Genomic DNA, 217 nt, shown 5'->3' on the forward strand with positions numbered 1-217 from the left:
TGAAGTAGAAACAGAAATCGTCTGAGCTGTTTCTCCTGTAGACCATAAATAAGTCGAACCAATATTTCCTGCATCAAAAGTGATGCTGTTTCCTGAACATGTTTCCTGATCTGCACCCAAATTAACTGTTGGGTTGGCATAGATTGTTGCATTCACATCATCTGAAGCTGAACAACCATTTGCATCTGTTATGGTTACTGAATAATTTCCTGAAGTA

Annotated in this window: 1 protein-coding gene; it reads right to left on the reverse strand. The window is 38.2% G+C overall.

Going from position 1 to position 217, the window contains the following annotated elements:
• The coding region (locus L3049_RS21570; protein WP_275111909.1) for a hypothetical protein at positions 1-217 on the reverse strand (217 nt) is incomplete at both ends.

The organism is Labilibaculum sp. DW002, from assembly GCF_029029525.1.
Classification (GTDB): domain Bacteria; phylum Bacteroidota; class Bacteroidia; order Bacteroidales; family Marinifilaceae; genus Paralabilibaculum; species Paralabilibaculum antarcticum.